Origin of the sequence: Kribbella sp. NBC_00662, assembly GCF_041430295.1 — a bacterium.
In the GTDB taxonomy this organism is placed as follows: domain Bacteria; phylum Actinomycetota; class Actinomycetes; order Propionibacteriales; family Kribbellaceae; genus Kribbella.
Map to the genome: position 1 here is coordinate 4,511,428 of NZ_CP109029.1, position 15,347 is coordinate 4,526,774.

A 15,347-nucleotide genomic window follows, 5' to 3' on the forward strand; every position below is an offset into this window, starting at 1 on the left:
GTCGGACTCAAAACAGCCCGGCAGATGTGCTTCGGCGGGGTGGTGGCGCGAGCACTGGTCCGGGTCGACTAGACTCGTGCGGTCACTGCGGGGCGTAGCGTAGTGGCTAGCGCGCCTGCTTTGGGAGCAGGAGACCGCAGGTTCGAGTCCTGTCGCCCCGACAAACCCCTGCAGCACTGCTGCGGTCCGGGCTGTCCGCCCGTGCTGTGAATGTCATCGAATCAAGGAGAACCGCCACCGTGAAGAGCACCGTCGAGTCCTTGAGCCCGACGAAGGTCAAGCTCATCGTCGAGGTGCCGTTCGAGGAGCTCAAGCCGAGCCTCGACGCGGCGTACAAGAGCATCGCCTCGCAGATCACCGTCCCCGGGTTCCGCAAGGGCAAGATCCCGCCGCAGGTCATCGACCAGCGGGTCGGCCGCGGTCCGGTGCTCGAGGAGGCGATCAACGACGCGCTCCCGAAGCTGTACTCGCAGGCGGTGAGTGACAACCAGGTGAAGGCGATCGGCCGGCCCGAGGTCGACGTGACCGAGTTCAACGACAAGGAGAGCCTGCAGTTCTCCGCCGAGGTCGAGGTCCGCCCGGAGATCACCCTGCCGGACCTGGAGGGCCTGGAGGCCCAGGTCGAGGACATCGCGATCTCCGACGACGAGGTCGACGAGCAGATCGAGGGCCTGCGGCAGCGCTTCGGCTCGCTGAACCCGGTCGAGCGCGCGGTGCAGGACAAGGACTTCATCACCCTGGACCTGTCGGCCAGCAAGGACGGCGAGAAGGTCGAGGAGGCGCAGGCGACCGGCCTGTCGTACCAGGTGGGCAGCGGTCAGCTGCTCGACGGCCTGGACGAGGCGGTCACCGGGCTGAGCGCGGGCGAGAAGAAGACGTTCGTCACCCAGCTGGTCGGCGGCGGCCTCAAGGGCGAGGACGTCGACGTCGAGGTGACGGTGACCGCGGTCAAGGAGCAGGAGCTGCCGGAGCTCGACGACGAGTTCGCGCAGACCGCCTCCGAGTTCGACACCGCGGAAGAGCTGACCGCCGACGTGCGGACCCGGCTGGAGCGCGGCAAGCGGCTCGAGCAGGCCGGCGAGGCGCGTGACGCCGTACTGGAGAAGATCCTGACGCTGGTCGACGTGCCGGTGCCCGAGGGTCTGCTGACCGACGAGCTCGCCGCCCGCAAGGAGAACCTCGAGCAGCAGCTCGGCTACTCCGGGATGACGATGGAGCAGTTCCTCGAGGGTGAGGAGCAGACCCAGGAAGAGTTCGACGAGGACCTGAAGAAGCGGTCCGAGGACGCGATCAAGGCGCAGTTCGTGCTGGACCTGGTGGCCGAGCAGCAGGAGCTGAGCGTCAACGACCAGGAGCTGACCGAGCACATCGTCCGGCACGCGCAGCGTTCCGGCGTCAGCCCGGACCAGTTCGCCCAGCACGCAGTCGAGAACAACCTCGTCCCGAGCCTGGTGTCCGAGGTCGTCCGCGGCAAGGCGCTGGCCTACCTGGTCGAGAACGCGAAGGTCACCGACGCGTCCGGCAACGAGGTCGAGCTGAAGACCCTGCAGCCCGACGGCACCTACGCCGACCCGGAGGCCGACGGTGCCGCCGAGGCCGCCGACGCCGCCGAGGCGGCCGACGCCGACGCTCCGGTAGCGGAGCCCGCGAAGGCCTGATCCACGCCGCAACGCCGCAACGGCCCGGAACCCTGCAAAGGGTTTCCGGGCCGTTCGCATTTCGCGAACCGGCTGCAAGGAAACCGACAAGCGGACCGCCTAGCGTGGCCGGTGAAACGATTTCCGAGCGATGGGACAGCCGATGACCGCGCTGCTGGAGGATCGGTCGGAGGCTCCCGAAGTACCTGATGAGGAAGCGGTCGAGGAGCCGGGATCCGTGGTCCTGTGCGGGTGAAAACCGCGCCGGATTCGCACACAGCAGACACGGCACGCCACCGGATGCGCCGTGAGCGAACACCTACGGCCCAGCCTTAGGTCTGTCGCCGCCGACCAGTAATGTCGGGTTCGTGAACGAGACATTTGCAGCCATCCCCACCGCCGCGGGCGGCAACGGAGCCGGCGGACAAGACGACGACATCTACCGCGAGCTGCGGAAGAACCGGATCATCTTCCTGGGGTCCGAGGTTCGCGACGACAACTCGAACGCGATCATCGCGCAGATGCTCCTGCTGAACGCCCAGGACCCCAGCGCGGACATCTGGCTGTACATCAACTCCCCGGGCGGCTCGGTCGACTCGGGTATGGCGATCTACGACACCATGCAGTGGATCTCCAACGACGTCGCCACCGTCGGGATGGGTCTGGCGGCGTCGATGGGCCAGTTCCTGCTCTGCGCCGGCGCGAAGGGCAAGCGCTACTCGCTGCCGCACGCGCGGATCATGATGCACCAGCCGTCCGGCGGTATGGGCGGTACGGCCTCGGACATCAAGATCCAGGCCGAGCAGTCGCTGCACCTGAAGGCGCTGCTGTTCAAGCTGATCGCCGAGCACACCGGCCAGCCGCTCGAGCAGGTCGAGAACGACGCGGACCGCGACCGCTGGTTCACCGCCGAGGCGGCCAAGGAGTACGGCTTCATCGACCACGTCGTGACCAGCGCCGCCCAGCTGAGCCAGGGCAGCCCGAACTCCTGATCTCCCACTCCAGTTAAGGACGCACCATGAATTACTTCATCCCGCAGTGGGAGGAGCGCACGTCGTACGGCATGCGCCGGATCGACCCCTACACGAAGCTGTTCGAGGACCGGATCATCTTCCTCGGCACGCCGATCACCGACGAGATCGCGAACGCGGTGATGGCGCAGCTGCTGTGCCTGCAGTCGATGGACTCCGACCGCGACATCAGCATCTACATCAACTCTCCGGGCGGCTCGTTCACAGCGCTGACCGCGATCTACGACACCGTCCGCTACATCAAGCCGGACGTCCAGACGGTGTGCCTCGGCCAGGCCGCGTCCGCGGCGGCTGTGCTGCTCGCGGCCGGTACGCCGGGCAAGCGGCTCGCGCTGCCGAACAGCCGGATCATCATCCACCAGCCGGCCACCGAGGGCACCTACGGGCAGTCCAGCGACATCGAGATCCAGGCGAACGAGATCCTCCGCCTGCGCGCGCTGCTGGAGACCATGCTCGCCGACGCCAGCGGCAAGTCGCGCGAGGAGGTCTCCCGCGACATCGAGCGCGACAAGTTCCTCACCGCCGAGCAGGCGATCGAGTACGGCCTGATCGACGACGTCCTGCAGAGCCTCAAGACCCCGGTCCCGGCCGGCGTCTGACCCGGCCGACGGCCTGTCAAGAGCTCGACGCGTTCGCCACCGGCGTAGTCACAACCCGGTGGCGAGCGCGGTTTTTCAGCCCGCGACGGGGTACCGTCGAAATCGGTCCGACTGCGCATAGAAGGGATCTGTCCCGGTGGCACGCATTGGTGACGGCGGTGACCTGCTCAAGTGCTCGTTCTGCGGAAAGAGTCAGAAGCAGGTCAAGAAGCTCATCGCCGGTCCCGGCGTCTACATCTGCGACGAATGCATCGATCTCTGCAACGAGATCATCGAGGAGGAGCTGAACGAGGGCTCCGAGGTCGGTCTCACCGAGCTGCCGAAGCCGCGGGAGATCTACGACTTCCTCAACGCGTACGTCGTCGGACAGGACGTGGCGAAGAAGGCACTCGCGGTAGCGGTGTACAACCACTACAAGCGGGTCCGCGACGGTCAGGGCGCCTCGAGCGCGGGCCGGCACGCGAAGGACGAGGCCGTCGAGCTGGCCAAGTCGAACATCCTGCTGATCGGCCCGACGGGCTGCGGCAAGACCTACCTCGCCCAGACGCTGGCCCGGATGCTCAACGTCCCGTTCGCGATCGCGGACGCGACCGCGCTGACCGAGGCCGGATACGTCGGTGAGGACGTCGAGAACATCCTGCTGAAGCTGATCCAGGCGGCCGACTACGACGTCAAGAAGGCCGAGACCGGGATCATCTACATCGACGAGGTCGACAAGATCGCCCGCAAGAGCGAGAACCCGTCGATCACCCGCGACGTCTCCGGTGAGGGCGTCCAGCAGGCGCTGCTGAAGATCCTCGAGGGCACCACCGCGAGCGTCCCGCCGCAGGGCGGCCGCAAGCACCCGCACCAGGAGTTCATCCAGATCGACACGACCAACGTGCTGTTCATCGTCGGCGGCGCGTTCGCCGGCCTGGACCACATGGTCGAACAGCGGGTCGGCAAGAAGACGCTCGGCTTCAACACCTCCCGTGAGCCGGAGAAGCCGAAGGAGCTCGGCGGGTACGCCGACGTCATGCCGGAGGACCTGCTCAAGTTCGGGCTGATCCCCGAGTTCATCGGCCGGCTCCCGGTCATCACGACGGTGTCGCCGCTGGACCGCGAGGCGCTGATCAAGATCCTCTCGGAGCCGAAGAACGCGCTGGTCAAGCAGTACCGGCGGCTGTTCGAGATCGACAACGTCGAGCTCGAGTTCAGCGACGACGCGGTCGAGGCGATCGCGGACCAGGCGCTGCTGCGCGGCACCGGCGCCCGTGGCCTGCGGGCGATCATGGAAGAGGTCCTCCTCAACGTGATGTACGAGGTGCCCAGCCGCGAGGACGTCGCCAAGGTCGTCGTCACCGGCGACGTCGTCCTGGAGAACGTGAACCCGACGCTGATCCCGCGCGACCAGATCGAGCGCACCAAGCGCCGCGAAAAGAGCGCATAGCAGATACCTGACGAACGGAGGCCGGAGTCCGCTGTACGGCGGACTTCCGGCCTCCTTCTCGTGGTGGACGCGAGGCGGCCGCGAACTGCGTCCTCAACTCGCTCGGCGACCCGAAGACCGTCGTCGGCGTGGATCGGGATCAAGTGCGAGTTCCTGGGCATCCGCGACAACCTGCTCGCAGGACCGCAAGCCGTTCGATCCCTTGCCTAAAGGGAAGCGAGCACTGACTCCGCTGCCGCAATCGTCTCGTCGACCTGGTCCGCGGTGTGCTCGGTGGACAGGAACCACAGTCCGCGGGGGACGATGTTGATCCCGGCAGCGAACAGTCCCGCGTGGAACCGAGCCATCGCGGCCCGGTCGCAGGCAGCGAACGACCGGTAGTCGATCACCTCGGTCTGGTCGGTGATGTACGTCTGGAACACCGGGCCCGGACCCTCGACCAGCAGCGGTACGCCGTGCTTCGCCGCGGCAGCGCGCAGCCCGGCCATCAATCGTCGGCCGGTCGTGTTCAGCGCCGGGTAGACGTCGGCGCGGTGCTCGTCGAGGTGATGCAGTACCGCGTCGGCGGCCGCCATCCCGACCGGGTGCGAGTTGAACGTGCCCGCGTGTGCGACCTTGCCGTCGGCAATCGTTCCCATCACCTCGGCCGATCCGACCAGCGCGGAGACCTGCATCCCGCCGGCCATCGCCTTCCCGAAGGCGGCCAGATCGGGTACGACGCCGAGCAGCTCGCCCGCGCCGCCCGGTGCGACGCGGAAGCCGCTGATGATCTCGTCGAAGATCAGCAGTGACCCGTGCTGCCTGGTCAGCTCGCGGAGCGCCTCGAGATAGCCAGGTCGAGGCGTGATACAGCCGGTGTTGCACAACAACGGCTCGAGGATGACGGCCGCGATGTCGTCGCCGCACCGCAACAACACGTCGGAGACGGTGGCGAGGTCGTTGTAGGGGAGGATGATCAGGTCGTCGGCGTCGTGGCGCGGTTGGCCCGCGGTACCGCCGACCGCGGTGGGATGCCGGGCGTCGCCGGCCAGGGCGAGATCCGGGTGCACGCTGTAAAGCACCGGGTCGAGCCAGCCGTGGTAGTTGCCTTCGAACTTCACGATCTTCGGCCGCCCGGTATGCCCGCGGGCGAGCCGGATAGCGCCGTGCACAGCCTCCGAGCCGACGCTGTTGAAGCGCACCAGCTCGGCGGCGGGCACCATGGCGCACAGGCGTTCAGCGACCTGTGCCTCGAGTTCGTGCTGTGCGGCGTACGCGACGCCACGGCGTACCTGGGCCGAGACAGCGTCGGCGACGAGTGGTGCGGCGTGACCGAGGAGGTTGGGGCCCTGGCCGAGCACGTAGTCCAGGTAGCGGTTGCCGTCCACATCCCAGAGCTCTGCCCCAAGTGCGTGATCCACGAACAGCGGCCGGTCGGCACGGCGTGCGTCACTGGAGACCCCGCCGGCGATCACCTGCCGGGCACGCTTGTACAGGCGATCGGCGCGGTCGTGGGTCCTCTGCACAAGTGCCTCCGGGGCGTCAGTCGAGCTTTTCGGTAAGCAGACGGAACTGCTGACGAGGACGACCGCCTCCGGTCGACTTGGCCGGTGGCAACGGCCACGCGAGGCCTGCCTCGACCAGTTCCTTGAGCATGCGGCGTCCGGTGCGCTGGGTGACCTGCATGATGGCGGCGACGCTCTCGACGTCGACCACCAGCTGCCGGCCGGGCGTCGCACTCATGGCGGATGCGATCGACGTGACGATCTCCAGCGCCCGCTGGTCGAGCGGAGCACTGTCGACCGGTGCGGTGTCAGCTGTCGCCGGCCCAGGCTCCAGGTCCAGACGGTCGCTGCCGCCGTCGAGGTACACCGCGACCTTCCCGCCGGCCGCCACGGACTCCTCCACAGCCATCAGTGCGTTTGCCTCAGCAGCACGGGCAGTCTGACCAGTGCCGGCGCCTACTGCGACCGGTACGCCGAGCTGCGTGGTCAATGCGCTCAGGAAAGGCGCGACGGTGAACTGCTCGGTCAACCGGACCAGTGCGCCGTGAGTCGTGGTGACAAGAAACATCGTGTCCGACCGACGCGCCACCGACGCGCCGACCTGACGTGCCTCGGCCAGCAGCTTCTGGTGGGTCGACAGCGCCAGCTCTTGCTGCCAGTAGTCGCCAGACTCCGCACCTGAAGGAATGATCTGTACTGCGATCATCGCGAGCTGGTGCGCCCCCATCCGCGTGCCCTGACCGAGCAGTACGGCGGTCTCCAGCGCATCCCGCACGCTCGAACGAGTCGGCGCGATCCTCATCACCGGTACGCCGTCCGCGCGCAGCTCGCGCTCCACGGACAAGATCGTGGTCAGCGCGACCGTGGTGTGCCGGCGCTCCCACTTGTCCCGGTGGAACGCCGCGAAGCCGTCGACCGACTCCGGTCCCTCGTACGGCACGTCGTACACCTGTGCGATGTCCAGGCCGATCTCGCCGTACGCCTCGGTGACGTCGGCGAGTGAGAGCGAGTCGATGCTGACCCGGCTCAGGTCGACGCCTTCGATGGTCAGCGAGGCGCGCAGCAGGGCGGCGTACAGTGCGGCGCCGGTCAGAGGGAGGTGGGTCGACGGGACCGTCAGCCAGTGCCCGGTGGTCGCCAGGTCGAACGCCCATGGGCCGGGGAAGACCGCCGAGTCGATCCGGTCGCGCAGCCTCAGGTACCGCTCCTCGGCGTCGGACTGGTCGTCGTACCCGCCGGTCAGGAACCGTACGCCGTGCGCGGACCGCTCGGCGACCTCCTGCCCGACCTCGGCCATCGTCTTCACCAGTCGACGCGGTCCGAACAGTCCGACTGTCACCGCCGGCACCCGCTCACCGGCAACCGGCTCGGTCTCGTCACTCATCCGTCTCGTCAACCCCTCGTTCTCCTGACTCTCCCGGTAACGGCCGCCACCGGAAGAGCTTGCGGGCGTTCCCGCTGAGAACATCTTGACGTTGACTCTCGGTCAGTGGCGCGCACACCACCCGGCCCAGCGACATCCGCTGGTCGATGAAGGGGAAGTCCGAGCCGAACAGGACCCGTCCGCTGCCGACCTGGTCGACCATCGCGCCGATCATCGGCCCGGTCATCTGCGAGCCGCACACCTCCAGCCACAGCGACTCGTACCGGCTGGCGGCCTCGATCGCCTCGGCCACACCGGCCGGGGTGATACCGGCGTGGCCGAGCATGACCGCGGCACCCGGATAGCGCTCGGCGACGGTCTGGAACATCGCCGGGGCGTCGTACGGCGACTGGTGCTCGGAGTGACTGAGCACGGGACAGCCGGTCGCCTCGGCGAATTCCCAGACAGCTGCGTACCGCGCGCCGGTGACCGGGTAGCGATGCAACGTCGGGTGCACCTTGATCCCGACGAACCGCTCGTCGGCCGCGAGCCGCTCGAGCTCACGCTCCGGCTTCTGCCACGGGTTGATCACCGCGTACGCCGCAATGCGTCCCGGATGCGCGTCGACCGCCGCCAGCGACTGCGAATTGCCGAGATGCGCATCCTGCTGGATTGCACGGTTGGCCGAGAGCACGGTGGCGTCGGTGCCGGTCAGATCCATCACCGCGACCATCGTGGCCGCGTCCGGGTCGGGGATGAAGAACAGCGAGTACGGGCCGAGATGCGCATGGACGTCGATGATCCGCTGCGTCGGCCGGCGCCCGATCACGACTGACCTCCGGTGAACAGTCGGCCCGCAGTCTCTGCACCGACCAGCCGGACCGTCGCGTCGTCGAGACCGGACCAAGCCAGCCGTACGACGCTCTCGCCGGGATCACGTAGCCCGAACCCGGTCGCGAAGACGAGCCGGTCGGCGAGGTGGTTGGCGGCCAGCCATTCCACGCCCTGGTGGGCGGCGAAGTCGACGAGGTCGACGTAAATGTTGGAGTGGCCATCGAGTGCGGCCCACAACTCGCGGAGCTTGCGGTAGCCGACGTTCGAGATGACGATCGGGAGTTCGGGGTAGCGCGTTGCGATCGTGGTCAGGTCCGGCCAGGTGATCTCGGCGGCGTCGATGCACAAGGGCAGGCGGTTGGCCTGGAGTCCGGCGTACAGCTCGTCGAGCAGGCTGGGGGAGAAGCCATGCGACGCCGGGTGGATGCGGAAGGCCGCGACGCCTTCGTTGACGGCGTGTTCGACCAGTGCAGTCAGGGAGTCGAGTTCGCCTGGGGTGGCGGGGACCGCGGTCCAGCAGGCGAGTACGCCGCGATCGGCCAGGCTGTGCGCGATGGTGGACGCCTCCGCGTTGCCGCCGATCGGATCGTGCAGCCAGGACGCCATCGCGCTCACCAGCGCGCCCGACAGCTCGAACCGGTCGAGATGCGCGGCAACCGCCTCCCGGTCCGTCGCGGGCTGCAAGCTGGCCGGGTGCGCGCCGGTCACTACCCGCGCATCGAACCATCCGGACGTGATCTCATCCATGAACCATCCCCCGTTCAACAGTCCACGCGCCTGCATACGGCAGCGTCAAGTACGCCCATCCGTCCTCGAGCTCTGCATCGATGACGATTCCGTTGAGGCGGAGCTCGCCGGACGCGCGCACCCACAGGCCGCACCGGCCGGAGCAGGTGACGACGTACCGCATCCCCTCGGCCAGGACGTTGACGTGGTCTGTGGAGCGGAGGAGGTCAGCTAGTTCCCGGACCTGCCAGCCGGTTGCCCAGGACAACTGTCCGTTGATCGAGCGGATCCAGCTGGACCCGCCGATCCGGTCGGTTGTGGAGCCTTGGGTGATGACAAGGTCGCCGTCGACCTGGCTGACCGTGGCGTCGGGGGTGTCGCACCGGTGCGGTACGAGGACCGTGGTGAAGTTTCCGGTCGAGCGCCGCAGCGAGAGCGTGTGCAGCGGGCCGTACTCAGCCGTCTGACTAGCCACGATCGGGTGACGAGCCACGCCCTCGGTGGTTTCCACGGTTGTCGTCGCCGGATCGCCGGCCTCGATCAACAGCAGGCCAGGCGAGCCGGAGTCATACGTCAGAGGTCCGACCTGCTGCCACGGGCGGAGCGCGTGCCACCTGGCGCGGAATGTGTGCGGGCCGTCCGCCTTGTCCGTCACCACGACGTACGCCGGTTCCTCGCGGACCATCGCAATCGTCCGCGCCTGCTCCAGCCCGTTGCCGTGATGACGCCCGGAGAAGACCACAACAGGACCGGTGTCGACCAGTGGATCAACCGAAACGCGCCGATCCGTCGACAGCTCCCGGTCGTCCACGAGCACCGTGTTGTGCCCCCGACCCGACTGGTACCACGTCAGATACCCAGGATCGTCGTAGCTCGGCGGACCGCCGGCCTCCCACAGCAACGGCTCGCCCCACCCGTCCAGCACCAGATCCAGCACGGCGCGATGCGAGTGCGACTCCAGCTCATGCTCGATATGCGGGCCATGATTGATCACGGCCCGCAGTTCGTCACCCCGCAGGATCGTGTATCCGGACTCGGGCAATACGGTTGCCAACGGCAAAGGTTTGTCCGGGAGCGAGCCGCCCCGCTCCAGCAGCTCGGCGGGCCACACGATCCCGCTGTCCTGCAGATGCGGCACCCATCCACCCGACGACACCAACTCACGCAGCCAGGTGTGCATGGCGGCGTACCGAGGATGTGCCGCCACCGCCGGATCGATCCGGGCCGCGGTCTGCAGCGCGCTCAGCACCATCCCGTGGTACCCGGGCGAACGCTCGTAGTGCCCGCCGTCCGGATAGATGTCCAGCACGAGATGCTCTTCGATCCGCTCGCGCGCACGCTCCGCCCACGCCGCCGACTCGACGAGTGACGGCAGTACGGCGCTGATGTGCAGCAGCTCGGTAGCACACACCAGTTGCCAGTTCCCGTGGCGGAACACGTCATGCTCGTCATAGGCCCAGCGGGCTCCACCGACAAGCGTCGCGACCAGCCGACCCCAGACCCGGTCGGACAGGGACGACGGGGTGAGCACTTCGAGTGTCGGCAGCAGGTTCCGGCAGCGAGCCCAGGTGCCGAGCGAGTACCAGATCACGTCCAGCCCCGGCCACTCGCCGGTGACCGAGTCCCGCCGCTCCACCCACTCGTCCAGATGGCGCTCGAAGGCCTGCAGATAGCGGTCGTCCGCGGTGAGCAGCCAGGCATCGATGCCAGGCTTCAGCCAGCCCAGGTAGTGGAAGCCGTACAGCTGCGAGCGACCACGTCCCGGCCCGGTCACGTCGACACCGTCAAGCAGCGGCGCAGCGGCCTCCAGGGCGCCATCGGACGTGTCGGGCAACGGCCAGGCCGGACGCTGCAGCCGTGAGCTCACGTACGAGCGGAGACCGGCCAGATCGTCCGCCGGAGACCCGAACGCCTTCAGTAGGTCGTCCGTACCGATCTGATTGATCCGCGCGTCGATGTGCCGCGGCTTCTCAGGCCCAGTACTCATGCGACCTCGACCGGCTGGCGGGTCTCGATCGACAGGTGCGCGGCCTCGAGTACGGCGGTCACGTCGCGGCTGCTCTCGATCGTGATCAACGGCTGCCGGCCGGTCAGGCAGCAGTCGACCCAGTGCGCGATCGCGTCGGCGTACGCGCCGGCCGGGATCCCGTGCATGACCCGCTGCAGCATGTTCCGCGGATAGCTGTAGCCGTCCGGACGCGCCAGTACGACGCTCTCCTTCTGCCGGTCGAGCTGTACGACGCCGTTGTCGGTGATCACCGCGACGTACGAGTCGACCGTGGTCGGGAACGTGTTCGGATAGATCCACGCCGACTCGAACGTCGCGACCGCGCCGCGCGAGTACTCCGCCTGGATCTGGATCGCGTCCGGGGTGTCGATACCGAGCGACCGCAGCTTGCCCCAGCGGGCCGTCGCGTAGACCCGGCGTACCTGATCGCGGAGCAGCCACGAGACCAGGTCGATGTCGTGGCTGGACAGGAACCACGCGCAGGTCGTGCGATCGGCCCAGGACAGCATCTCGGTCGGCACGAAGATCGTGTCGTCCTTGCGCGCGTACGCCACCGCCGCTTCGCCGAGATCGGCGAGCAGCTCGTACGCCTGTGCGTACGCCGGGACCCAGCGGTGATTGAACAGGCACATCGCGATCACGTCGTTCTCGCGGATCGCCTTCACCGCGGCATCCGCCTCCGCGACCGAGGTGGTCAGCGGCTTCTCGACCAGGAGGTGCTTCCCGGCCTCGGCCGCCCGGACCATCATCTCGCCGTGCAGATGATCCGGAGTCGTGAGTACGACGGCATCCACCGCGTCATCGGTGAGCAGCGCGTCGAGGTCGGGATGGATCGTGGGACGTACCGCGCCCCGTCCGGCGATCTCGTCGGCCAGCCGCCCGGCCGATCCGGTCGACCGGCTGGTCACCGCCGTGATCTCGGCGTCGGCCCGGCCGGACAACGACAACCCGTTGCCACGCCCCATGATGCCGGCCCCGACGATCCCGATCCGCAGCACGCTCATTTCCCCTTCGCCAGAGTCTCGTCCCACGCCTTCTCGGCGTCGTCCAACGCTTGCTTCGCGGTCTTGGTACCCGACATGTACGCGCGGATCTGGTCGTCGAACAGCTGTCGCAACTGCTCGTCGTTCCCGGAACCCATCGATGCGTCCACGCTGGTCTTGAACGTGTCGACCAGGATCTTGCGGGCCTGGTCGGCCGGCGTGTTCCCGGAGATGTCGGTGAAGAACGGGTCGGCCAGTGCCTTCACCGACGACGGGTAGATCGGCACGAGCTTGCAGAGCGCGAGCTGCTGCTCGGGCGCGGCGACGTACTTGAGCCAAGCGGCCGCGGCGGCCTGGTTGTCCGACTTCGCCGGGATGCCCATCACCTGCTGGCCGGACATGTAGTACTTGCCGTCGGCGCCGGTCACCGGCGGACCGACCACGATCGAGGAGTAGACCGCGGGCGCGTTCTTCTCGACGTTCAGCAGCGAGCTGGAGACGGCGGCCGGGTTGAACGCGATCAGCTTGTTCTCCAACGACTGCGGCAGGTCCCGCGGGTTCTCGCTGAGGCTGCCGGGCGCGATCGCACCGGACGCGAACAGCGGCTTGAACTTCTCCACCAGAGCGAGCGTCTCCGGGGTGTTGAACGCGGCCTTCTTGCCGTCCTCGGACAGCAGCGGGATGCCGTCGGCCTGCACAACACTCGAGTACGCCATGAAGTTGGTCGCCGACTTGCCGGTCACGTCGTGGTACTTCGTCGCGAGGGCCAGCGCGTCGTCGTACGTCTTCGGTGGCTTGGCCGGATCGAAGCCGGCCTTGGCCAGCAGATCCTTGTTGTAGAACGAGAGTGACGTACCGCCGTTGTACCACGGGATCGCGATGCGCTTGCCGTCGACAACCAACGGGTCGGCCAGGTTGGGCAGGTAGGCAGCGACGTCGTCCTGACTGAACAGCGAGCTCAGGTCGGCCATCGACCCGGCGAACAGCCCGGTGGTCGCGGAGGTGAAGTTGACGACGTCCGGCACCTTGCCGCTGGCGATCGCGGCCAGCAGTTTGGTGGTGATGTCCGCGCCCGGCACATCAACCCAGTTGATGTGGACCTTCGGATGTTCCTTCTGGTACGCGTCGATCCACTTCTGGATGTCGGGCCCGTAGTTCTTCTGCAGGTTGATCGTCCACCACTCGACGTCACCGGAGTACGCGTCGCTGGACTGCTGCTTCGGCTCGTCACCGCCGGCCGGGCTGCCGGAGACACAGCCGCACAGCGCCAGCGCGAGAGCGGCGCCCACCGCGAGGTACCTGAGCAGGGATCGGGCCATGAGTGGCTCCTCAGAACGAATGTCCTAAACCTGACTTACAGACACCATAGTGTTCGGCATCTCGGGACCGGAGTCAACGGAAGACTGCAGAAATTCTCGGAGTTAGCGCTTCCGGCGGCGGCGTCCGTGCGTTACGGTTCCGGACATCGAAGAAACTGAAAGCTGGGTTTCAGACACTAGGGGCGACCCATGCGAGGACGTGTAGTCGGGCAGCACTGGTACACGCCGTACGTGTTCATGCTGCCCGGGCTGCTGTTCTACGCCGCGATGTTCGCCTGGCCGGCCGTGATCGCGATCCAGCTGGCGTTCTCCGACTACGACATCGTGCATCCGGTCCGCTTCTCCGGGCTGGACAACTTCATCCGGCTCGGCCAGGACCCGCGGGTCTGGATCGCACTGCGGAACTCGCTGCTGTTCGTGCTGATGTTCCTGCCGTTGACCGTGGTCGCGCCGCTGTTCCTCGCGATGCTGGTCAACCTGAAACTGCGCGCGATCCAGGCGTTCCGGATGCTCTACTACCTGCCGGTGATCACGTCGATGGTCGCGGTGGCGGTCGCCTGGCGGTACGTCTTCAACCGTGAAGGCGTCGTGAACTGGCTGCTCGGCCTCTTCGGCGCCGGGCCGATCGACTTCCTGCTCGATCGGCACTGGGCGCTGCCGACCGTCGTCCTGCTGGAGGCGTGGAAGAACGCCGGGTTGTTCATGATGATCTACCTGGCCGGCCTGCAGGCGGTGCCGTCGGACCAGGTCGAAGCTGCGACGATCGACGGAGCAAACGCGTGGCAGCGGCTGCTGCACGTCGTCATACCGTCGCTGCGGCCGACGTTCGCCGTGACGCTCGTGCTCAGCATGCTCGAGGCGATGCGCGCGTTCGAATCGGTCTATGTGCTGACCCGTGGGGGACCACTCGATTCCACGCTGACGCTCGGCTACTACATCTGGTCGAAAGCCTTCCAGGACTACGACATGGGCTACGCGAGCGCGGTCGGCCTGCTGCTGTGGGCGATCATGATCGTCCTGGCCGGCTTCAACCTGCTGGTGACCCGGCGGAGGGACGGCTGATGGCCCGCCGCCTGTACCGCAACCGGCCGCGGATCAACGCGCGTCGCGTCGGTCTCTATGTGCTGCTGATCGCGGTGGCCGCGTTGTTCATCGGGCCGTTCCTGATCCTGCTCAGCTCGGCGACCAAGCCGGCCAGTCAGGACGTGTTCGGCTTCCCGCCCGACCTGATCCCGCGGCCCCCGGTCGCCGACTGGTTCCGCGAGGCCTGGACGACGATCCCGTACGCGCGGTTCCTGGTGAACTCGGTGATCTACGTCGGCATCACGGTCCCGATCTACCTGGTGATCTCGGCGCTGACGGCGTACCCGCTGGCCAGGATCGCGTTCCGCGGCCGCGGGGTGTTCTTCATGCTGTTCCTGTCGATCATGTTCCTGCCCGGCGAGCTGATGCTGATCCCGCGGTTCCTGGTGATGAGCGAGCTCGGGCTGACCGACACGTTCGCCGCGGTGATCCTGCCCGCGGTGCTGTCGTCGCTCGGGATCTTCCTGCTCCGCCAGGCGTTCTCGCAGATCCCGGACGAGATCGTCGAGGCGGCCCGGATGGACGGCGCGAACGAGTTCGCGATCTTCTGGCGGATCTGTGTGCCGATCGTCGCGCCGACGCTGGCCGTGCTCGCGATCCTCGGCTTCGTCTCGGTCTGGAACAGCTTCATCTGGCCGCTGGTCGTGCTGACCAGCCAGTCGAAGTACCCGATCGCGCTCGGGATCGCCTACCTGAGCGGCGTCGCCGGGACCGATGTCCGCGGCCTCGCGGCCGGGACCGTCATCTCGCTGGTTCCGGTGATCTTCGTCTTCCTCCTGCTGCAGAAACGCATTCTCAACAGCATGGGCGGTGCAGTCAAAGGCTGAGCCGCCCGCTCCCGTCCACTTGTG

13 protein-coding genes and 1 tRNA gene are annotated in these 15,347 nt (G+C 67.3%); 7 read left to right on the top strand and 7 right to left on the bottom strand.

Annotated features, from left to right (window positions below):
* The first annotated feature begins 88 nt into the window (after positions 1–88).
* From OHA10_RS22700 to clpX, 5 genes are all read left to right on the top strand, one after another.
* Positions 89–161: transfer RNA gene (locus OHA10_RS22700), tRNA-Pro, on the top strand.
* Positions 162–239: 78 nt separating this feature from the next.
* Entirely contained in the window at positions 240–1,658 is a 1,419-nt protein-coding gene (gene tig / locus OHA10_RS22705; protein WP_371400769.1) for a trigger factor, read from the top strand.
* Positions 1,659–2,005: 347 nt separating this feature from the next.
* Positions 2,006–2,629 (top strand): ClpP family protease, encoded by a 624-nt coding sequence (locus OHA10_RS22710; protein ID WP_137253620.1) that lies wholly within the window; start codon positions 2,006–2,008, stop codon positions 2,627–2,629.
* Between the two features lie 26 nt (positions 2,630–2,655).
* Positions 2,656–3,267 carry an ATP-dependent Clp protease proteolytic subunit gene (locus OHA10_RS22715; protein WP_371400770.1) on the top strand — a complete coding sequence of 204 codons (612 nt, stop codon included), beginning with the start codon at positions 2,656–2,658 and terminating at the stop codon, positions 3,265–3,267.
* 136 nt (positions 3,268–3,403) lie between these two features.
* Entirely contained in the window at positions 3,404–4,696 is a 1,293-nt protein-coding gene (gene clpX / locus OHA10_RS22720) for an ATP-dependent Clp protease ATP-binding subunit ClpX (protein WP_134097008.1), read from the top strand.
* Positions 4,697–4,902: 206 nt separating this feature from the next.
* Here clpX and OHA10_RS22725 read toward each other — a convergent pair whose 3' ends face one another.
* From OHA10_RS22725 to OHA10_RS22755, 7 genes are read right to left on the bottom strand one after another with little or no spacing between them, the layout of a single operon-like run.
* A complete protein-coding gene (locus tag OHA10_RS22725) occupies positions 4,903–6,201 on the bottom strand; it encodes an aspartate aminotransferase family protein (RefSeq protein WP_371400771.1) in 1,299 nt (432 codons plus the stop codon).
* 16 nt (positions 6,202–6,217) lie between these two features.
* A complete protein-coding gene (locus tag OHA10_RS22730) occupies positions 6,218–7,564 on the bottom strand; it encodes a hypothetical protein (protein ID WP_371400772.1) in 1,347 nt (448 codons plus the stop codon).
* Positions 7,557–8,372, bottom strand: a complete 816-nt coding sequence (locus OHA10_RS22735) for an amidohydrolase family protein (protein WP_371400773.1) — start codon at positions 8,370–8,372, stop codon at positions 7,557–7,559. Before OHA10_RS22735 ends, OHA10_RS22730 begins: the two co-directional genes overlap by 8 nt.
* Positions 8,369–9,124, bottom strand: a complete 756-nt coding sequence (locus tag OHA10_RS22740) for an amidohydrolase family protein (protein WP_371400774.1) — start codon at positions 9,122–9,124, stop codon at positions 8,369–8,371. Before OHA10_RS22740 ends, OHA10_RS22735 begins: the two co-directional genes overlap by 4 nt.
* The gene (locus tag OHA10_RS22745) at positions 9,117–11,090 is read right to left on the bottom strand and encodes a heparinase II/III family protein (protein WP_371400775.1); all 1,974 of its coding nucleotides are present in this window, start codon (positions 11,088–11,090) and stop codon (positions 9,117–9,119) included. Before OHA10_RS22745 ends, OHA10_RS22740 begins: the two co-directional genes overlap by 8 nt.
* Entirely contained in the window at positions 11,087–12,115 is a 1,029-nt protein-coding gene (locus tag OHA10_RS22750) for a Gfo/Idh/MocA family protein (protein ID WP_371400776.1), read from the bottom strand. Before OHA10_RS22750 ends, OHA10_RS22745 begins: the two co-directional genes overlap by 4 nt.
* Positions 12,112–13,413, bottom strand: a complete 1,302-nt coding sequence (locus tag OHA10_RS22755) for a sugar ABC transporter substrate-binding protein (protein ID WP_371400777.1) — start codon at positions 13,411–13,413, stop codon at positions 12,112–12,114. Before OHA10_RS22755 ends, OHA10_RS22750 begins: the two co-directional genes overlap by 4 nt.
* Positions 13,414–13,602: 189 nt before the next feature.
* On the opposite strand from OHA10_RS22755, the gene OHA10_RS22760 reads away from it, so the two are divergent.
* Positions 13,603–14,475, top strand: a complete 873-nt coding sequence (locus OHA10_RS22760; protein ID WP_371400778.1) for a carbohydrate ABC transporter permease — start codon at positions 13,603–13,605, stop codon at positions 14,473–14,475.
* Positions 14,475–15,323 carry a carbohydrate ABC transporter permease gene (locus OHA10_RS22765; protein WP_371400779.1) on the top strand — a complete coding sequence of 283 codons (849 nt, stop codon included), beginning with the start codon at positions 14,475–14,477 and terminating at the stop codon, positions 15,321–15,323. Before OHA10_RS22760 ends, OHA10_RS22765 begins: the two co-directional genes overlap by 1 nt.
* The last annotated feature ends 24 nt before the right edge of the window (positions 15,324–15,347 follow it).

Bases quoted from the DNA above. Each gene is read 5' to 3' on its own strand.
- OHA10_RS22715 (WP_371400770.1), top strand. From the start codon at position 2,656: ATGAATTACTTCATCCCGCAGTGGGAGGAGCGCACGTCGTACGGCATG.
- OHA10_RS22730 (WP_371400772.1), bottom strand. From the start codon at position 7,564: ATGAGTGACGAGACCGAGCCGGTTGCCGGTGAGCGGGTGCCGGCGGTG.
- OHA10_RS22740 (WP_371400774.1), bottom strand. From the start codon at position 9,124: ATGGATGAGATCACGTCCGGATGGTTCGATGCGCGGGTAGTGACCGGC.
- OHA10_RS22745 (WP_371400775.1), bottom strand. From the start codon at position 11,090: ATGAGTACTGGGCCTGAGAAGCCGCGGCACATCGACGCGCGGATCAAT.
- OHA10_RS22750 (WP_371400776.1), bottom strand. From the start codon at position 12,115: ATGAGCGTGCTGCGGATCGGGATCGTCGGGGCCGGCATCATGGGGCGT.
- OHA10_RS22755 (WP_371400777.1), bottom strand. From the start codon at position 13,413: ATGGCCCGATCCCTGCTCAGGTACCTCGCGGTGGGCGCCGCTCTCGCG.
- OHA10_RS22760 (WP_371400778.1), top strand. From the start codon at position 13,603: ATGCGAGGACGTGTAGTCGGGCAGCACTGGTACACGCCGTACGTGTTC.
- OHA10_RS22765 (WP_371400779.1), top strand. From the start codon at position 14,475: ATGGCCCGCCGCCTGTACCGCAACCGGCCGCGGATCAACGCGCGTCGC.